3 protein-coding genes are annotated in these 6,984 nt (G+C 61.7%); 1 reads left to right on the top strand and 2 read right to left on the bottom strand.

What is annotated here, in order from left to right; translation table 11 throughout:
* Position 1: 1 nt before the first annotated feature.
* Positions 2-3,727: a rhamnan synthesis F family protein gene (locus OXS27_RS26855; protein ID WP_267360213.1), complete on the bottom strand. Its 3,726-nt coding sequence runs from the start codon at positions 3,725-3,727 to the stop codon at positions 2-4.
* 467 nt (positions 3,728-4,194) lie between these two features.
* Here OXS27_RS26855 and OXS27_RS26860 point away from each other — a divergent pair, with 467 nt between their 5' ends.
* Positions 4,195-6,621 (top strand): glycosyltransferase, encoded by a 2,427-nt coding sequence (locus OXS27_RS26860; protein WP_267360215.1) that lies wholly within the window; start codon positions 4,195-4,197, stop codon positions 6,619-6,621.
* Between the two features lie 109 nt (positions 6,622-6,730).
* On the opposite strand, the gene OXS27_RS26865 is transcribed toward OXS27_RS26860, so the two are convergent.
* Positions 6,731-6,984: transposase (locus OXS27_RS26865; protein WP_267360217.1), on the bottom strand; the 254-nt coding region annotated here is incomplete at its 5' end.

Consider the following 6,984-nt stretch of genomic DNA (forward strand, 5'->3'; position numbering starts at 1 on the left):
GTCAGCTGGACGCCGGACTTCCCGCCGCCGCGTAAACCTTGTGGATGGGCAGACCACAGAAATCGTCTTCGACACCGAGCATCCGCATCGGTTCGGATGGGGTCGCGATCTGCCCCTGCATCAGCAGGCGCAGGAATTCCTGCGGTCCCTTCGACGGGATCTCGGCCTGGAGCAGTTCCGCCCCGTACAGATCCAGGGTGTCGATGATGTACTGCTCGGCGCCGGCATGGAGCTCGGCGAGGACAGCGTGCTCGGCGGGTGTCCGGGGATCCGCCTTGAACACAGGCGCGATCCGTTCGCCCGCCGTCTCGTAGCCCACGACCTGGCCGTGGGGGGCGGTCAGGAACGCCTCGACGGCGAGCCCGTAGGCCAGGACGGGGAGCGAGGACGTTTCGGGATTCTCGGCGCCCGCGCGGAAGCAGCTGAAGGCCGCGCCGCCATCCGTCTCGACGGCCTGCGCCGTGTCGAAGGTCGTCATGTAGAAGCCGGTCAGCGGCTGGCCGAGCGCCCGCTGCATCTTCTTCTGGATCGTGGCCGAATATCCAACATCGACCACCGCGTGGAGGCCGTCGGCATCGAGACCCTCCTGCCGGGCATAGGCACGGAACCGCGCGTTCAGGTCCGCGCCATGGGCGGTGATCTCCGGTTCGAGGGTGGTCATGACGCGCTCGACCACCGCGGCATCGGCCGGAAGCCGCACGTCCAGACGGTGCAGTTCGTGGTGCGCCGGGGCCGTGAAGCTCGCCCGGTTCCAGAGGAGTCCCTGGAGGTTGCCCACGTAGCGGCCGGCCCCGATCACCAGATCCGGGCGGAACCCTGTGCCAAGGGCCGCGCCGATCGCCACCTGCCGGGACACGTGGAAGTACCGGCCCTCGGGCAGGTGCCGCAGGCCGTAGCGCTCCCGGATCAGCTGATAGATTTCGACCAGGAAGTCGCCCTCGCGCGCGAGGAAGTACAGCCGGTCGACCCGGCCCAGAGCCTCGTGCCGGATCAGCCAGGACATGAACAGCAGCATCAGCGGCCCGAACACGACGGAGCCGACCGCGCGGGCCGAGCCGAGCGACAGGTAGGGCGGGCCAGCCCGGTCGAGGAACGGGTTCCGGCACAGCGCCAGCATGGCGTGGCCGATGACGAGATCGGACGCCCATGTCCGCGTGAGATCGCCTTCGTCCCGCACGAACCCGCTTTGCGCGAGGATCTTGGCCGGGTGCGCGACGTGCAGGTATGGGATCCGTCGGTCGCAGGCCGCCTGGATGTCGGAATGCTCGTTGTCGCCGACATGCAGCCAGCGGGCGCGCGGCACCGCCTCGACCTCCTCCACGTGGCGCCAGAGATCGCCCCGATCCTTGCGGGCGCCGACCGCGTTCGACACGTAGAGCGCCGCGAACAGATCGGCGACGCCGATCGCCTGGAGGATGCCGCGGATGTCGGCCTCCTCGTAGTAGGTGTCGGTCATCAGGACGATGCGCTTGCCGCCTTCATGCGCCGCCTTGAGGATTTCGATCACCTCCGCGCGCGGAAGCAGGGCGCCGAGGTCGATCCGCTTCTCCAAAGCGTGCGCCCGCGCGACGACATCGCGGGGAATCGGCCCTGAGGCGGCGAGCTCCGCGTAGATCTCCGACAGGTTGACGTCGCCCTGATGGTGCTTGCGGGCGCGGACCCGGTTCTCGGCGGCGCGGCGCTCCGCGAAGAGCGGGATAGGGCGGCCTTCCTCCGCGGCGATGCGGTGCTCGACGAGCTTGAGCACCGCGTCCGGGCGCCGGGCCGGGCGGCTCACCAGCGTGTCGAAAAGGTCGAACGAGACGAGGTCGACATCCTCCAAAGCCCGCAGCGCCTGATCCTGGGTCCGGGCGCTGTACTGGTGCCAGTTGCGGGCGCTGCCGCCAGAGCGGACAAGCCCCCGGTCGTAGTCAAGGCACACGGCGCGGTAGCCCTGCGACCGGCACACGATCGGGATCACCCGCTCGATCGCGTGGGCGAGCGTGCCATCGGTCTGGCCGTGCTCCTCGGGGAAATCCTGGGGGGTCAGTCCGCTGGTCAGCAGCGGGCGCAGGGCATCGACTCGGGCCCAGAACATACCGCCGACCGGGTAGTCGATGTACTCGTCGAATCCGTCATAGGGCAGGCCCAGGCGGGCGAGCAGGCCGTAGCCGGTGCCAATATTAGAGAGCCACGCATGCGCCCAGTAGACGATGTGCGCGCTGGTCTCCGGGAAGAACAGGCCGATCCGGCTGTCGTCCTCGAACAGGGACAGGGCGACGGCGGCGCAGGCGGCATTCGCGAACAATGCACGATAGATCTCGTCGCGCCAGCGCGTCTGCTCCGCGCCGCTGAACAGCGATTTCTTGGTGTGGACGTGGAGCACGAGATCGTAGTGCAGGATGTCGGTTGCCAGCACGGTGACGAGCGGTCCGAAGTTGCGGCCGCGATTTTCCGCCACCACGACCCGGCACCGGTCGGCGAGCCCGGCGCGATCCGCCGCTGCCTCCAGCGCCCGCTGCTTCGCGGGCTCGTCGGTCGAGACCAGCAGATCGAAGCGCGGGATCGCGCGCACGAGGTGGGGCAGAAGGTCCTCGAACACGTCGACGTAGAAGGCGTGCACCACCACGACGATGCGGGCGGACGTGCTGTCACGCAGGACGAGGGGGCGGGTCTCGATCACGCGTGCCTGGGCATCGCGGGCGCAGGCGAGGCGGATCGGCCGCCCCTCTGCGCGCCCACTTCTCAGGTAGTGCAGCAGCGGGTTCAAGCCGGCTTCGGCGACATCGGCATTGTTGCCCAGATACCAGACCGCATCGAACAGGGGACCGGGATTCATCCCGCGCGCTGCGCCCTCGCGGAGGTAGTGTCGGGCGGCCGGGTTCGGCGGCAGGTCGGCAGCGTTCGTCCGCCGGTACCAGTCCGCGTCGAACAGATCGGAGTTTTCGATCGGCGCCAGTGCCGTCGGGTCGGCGAACGGACAGATCGGTCGTCCTTCCGAGCGCCCATCGTTTAGGTAATGCAGCAGGGGATTCCGACCGGCGGCGGCGACATCAGCGTTGTTGGCGAGGTACCACGATCCGTCAAAGTGCGGGCTGGGGCTCAGCCCGTTCGCGGCGCCCTCTTGCAGGTAATGGCGCGCGGCCCGGTCCGGCGTCACACCAGGTGCCTGGGTCTCCCGATACCAGTTGGCGTCGAACAGCTCGGACTGGGCGATCCGCGCCACCTCATCCGGATCAGCGACGGGACGTATCACCCGTCCTTCGGAACTTCCGCTGTCCAGGTAATGCAGCAGCGGATTCAACCCGGCGGCGGCAACGTCCGGGTTATTCTCAAGATACCACGGCCCGTCGAACAACGGGCTGGGGTTCAGCCCGAGCGCCGCTCCCTCGCGCAGATAGTGTCGCGCGGCTTGGTTCAGCATAACGTCGGGCGCCTGGGTCGCTCGGTACCAGACCGCGTCGAACAGATCCGAGGCTGCAACCTGCGCCACCGTCTCTGGGTCGACATAAGGGTAGATCAACCGTCCTTCGGCACGTCCGTTGTCGAGATAATGCAACAGCGGGTTCAAGCCTGCGTTGGCAACGTCGGGATTGATTGCGAGATAGTGCGGGCCGTCAAAGAGTGGGCCGGGGCTCAATCCAAGCGTGGCCCCCTGACGCAGATAGTGCCGCGCAGCCTGATCAAGCGATAGCGCCGGGACCTGATGAGCTTGGTACCACGCCGCATCGAACAGTTCGGAGAGCATCAATCTTTGCGTTGCCCTACGGTCGTTGACAACCATGAGGAAACTTCGGAGCTTCCATCGAGATTTGTTAGGAATAAACATCTCAGAACAGTAAACTCGAACCGGTTGTGTCTAGTAGTGCAGCTCGTGCCGGCGGCGGGCCATAGACCCACGTCATAGACCACAAGCTGCGTCGCTCGCAAAATGTGCATCCAGCGCTACGGCCGATCGCTGCGATAGCCCGCTTCGTCACAGCGACCCCGTTCGGTAGTCGTCGACGCTTCCGGCCTTGACACCTCACTCGCGTACACGGGGAGATCTCGCATCGACAAAGCTCCTGCAGGCCCGGCACCTCAAGGGTCGCCGCGGGTCCGAGCACGCAGCATCGCCTAAACCGACGAGGAGATGCTAGAAGGCGGCCCAACCGGATCCGAGAGCGCGTCTTCCATGCCAGAGCAGTGGCACGACGCCCATTCACGAGTTTACACATGACAGACGATCAAAGGTGGCGTGGCTACGTCGATTTCATCGATGAGCCCCTCGTCACCGGATGGGCCTTCGACGCACGCAACCCAAATCTGCCGCTTCTCATCCAGATCACCGCAGCCGGCGGCCGGAAAGAGATCGTGAGAGCCGACATCTTTCGACAAGATCTGAAGGACTCCGAAATCGGCGATGGACGGCACGGTTTCGTGGCTGATCTGCAGAATTTCTCCAGCGCGGACGGTCCGATTGAGATTTCAATCCTCGGTAGCGACCGGGCCCTCGCCAAGGACATCCACCTGGGCACCCTGAGCCTACGCAGAGCTATCCCACCGGTTCCGGAGTCGTTCTCCGCACTGATGGTGCTGATGGCTGCGGAACTGGGTATGGCAACATCCCCAACGGCGCAGGGTGAAGCCGACAGGTCTCGCCTTCCCGACGACCTCAGATCCTCGGCGAGTGAAAGTCCGCTTGAGTCTATCCTCTTGGAAACGGCTCACCCTGAGCGAGATCCCGAAGGCCTCATCTCAAAATTCCTCCACAACGAGGTAATTCGGCTGGGCGGGCAGGACCTCAGGATCAAGCTGGCAGGCACGGTAAAGGACCGCATGGACGTCCTCCTGTGGTACATTGGAGCATACAGCCTCCGCTGGGGACGGTCGTTAAGCGTCCCGCTCTCGCAAACCCAACTCCGCTTCCTCAACAATCCGCTTCCAATTTCCGAATTCCCGGCCAGCATCAGCGTAGCCCTCTGGAACTTCCTTCTGCGGGATCGACCAAACCTGCTCGATATAACCAACCCGGATGCGCAGAATGAGGCCCTATACTGGTGGTGTTTCGACAAGACGCCACAACTGAATCTTGAGCGGAAGATCGTAACCCCTGACCAGATATCGGCGCTCCGCGACATCGATCATGCATTTTCTGGCAGATTCCCACTAAGCATTTTTATGCGACTGTATATCGCCAAGCATCCGGAGCTCCAGTGCCTGAACCTGCACAGCAGCGCTGGCCGTCTAGCAGCTCTGCACTATTTCGCTCTTTTGAGTTGCAAACACCCGCACGTCGCCGACCTTCTTCCACGCTCATCGATGCAAACACTCCTCATGAGCGAGCCGGACGGCACCAGCTGCTTAGAAGACAACCTCTCATTTTTTCTCCAAAATTCTACCGACGCCAGAGCTCTGGCTGGACAAGCTCGATGGCATATCGAGAGCCATGCCGCCGTAGCGTGTGCGGGACCAACCAAAACCGCGACGCGCCAAGCAACCTTAGCGACCGATGTCCGGAACGAGTCCAAGGAAGGCGTGACCGTTATCGGTCCTATTGATAAAACGTCAGGACTTGGGCAGGCGACACGCCTCTCTTACCACATCCTCGATCGGATAATTGCGCCCTCTCTATCCGCCTTACCCTTCAACGTAGAAAATCCAGCGCTTGTGGGATACTCGAGCCCTATAGTCTATCAACAGCACACGACCCTGAATTATATCAATCTAATACATCTCAACGCAGATTTTGTGCCGCTCGCAATATCTATATTACCTAAATCAACTTTCGATGGCAAATATAATATTGGCTATGTCTTTTGGGAGCTCAACGTAATACCTAAGTCACATATTCTCGCTTTAGAATTGCTGGATGAAATCTGGGTATCATCGAAATACGTTCAGGAAATGTACCAAAAGCAGACTTCTAAGCCTGTTGTGAATGTAGGCATGGCCGTCGAGGACTTGCCATTATCTCTCAAACCACATCCCTATTTATGCCATGATAGAACGTTCACTTTTCTCACTACGTTCGATTCGTTTTCGTTTGTTGAACGAAAGAACCCCATCGCAGTTGTTCGCGCCTTTCAAGAAGCGTTCGACAGGGAGAACCAAGAAGTCGGCCTTGTCATCAAGACCTGGAACAAAAATCGGATCTCGAATGCCTTTCAGGTCAGCGTCTGGCGCGCGATCGATGATCTTATTCGAGACGACCCTCGGATCCAAGTCATTGACGAGGTTTTTACATACGAGCAGATACTTTCCTTGAAGTTGGCCTGTGATTGCTACGTGTCCCTTCATCGAGCCGAAGGCTTCGGCTTCGGCATGCTGGAAGCCATGCAGCTAGGACGTCCTGTGATCGCAACCGCGTATTCCGGAAATTTGGAATTTTGCACGCCTGAGAACAGCTACCTGGTCGACTACAATCTCGTATCCGTCGGATATGACGAGTATCTGTCTGTCGAAAGAGGAAGTGTTTGGGCCGATCCGAAAATCGCGAGCGCCGCCGCAGCCATGCGAAGCGCATTTTTCGATCGTGATGAAGCAGCAAAAAAGGGAGCCAGAGCAGCGCAGTTCGTCAAAGATAATTTCAGCATACAAATGATCTCGAGACGTTATGGAGATAGATTAAGCGAAATCGCAGCATCTGCTCACCAGAGGTAGGCAGTCTCGTCGCTTTTCCGCAGTCTTCGGAAGGGCCAGCTCTGACCCAGCTGCGCCAACACGCGCTGTTGACGTGCTCCATGGATTCACGTCCCCCTACCGTCCGGACTTATAACCAGTAGCTGATGGTGGCAGTGATGCAGACGGCAGCGAGATAGTTCGTGGCCGAGCGGTCGTAGCGGGCGGCGATGTGGCGCAAGTCCTTGAGCCGCCCGAACATGCGTTCGGTAACATTGCGGCCGCGATAGAGCACGGGCGAGAAGTAGGGCTTCCAGCGCCGGTTGATCTTGGGCGGGATGTTGGGTGCGTCCCCGGCCGCCTTGATGTGCCGGTGGATGGCGTCGGTGTCGTAGCCCTTGTCAG

It is taken from the genome of Methylobacterium sp. GC_Met_3, from assembly GCF_026540775.1.
Classification (GTDB): domain Bacteria; phylum Pseudomonadota; class Alphaproteobacteria; order Rhizobiales; family Beijerinckiaceae; genus Methylobacterium.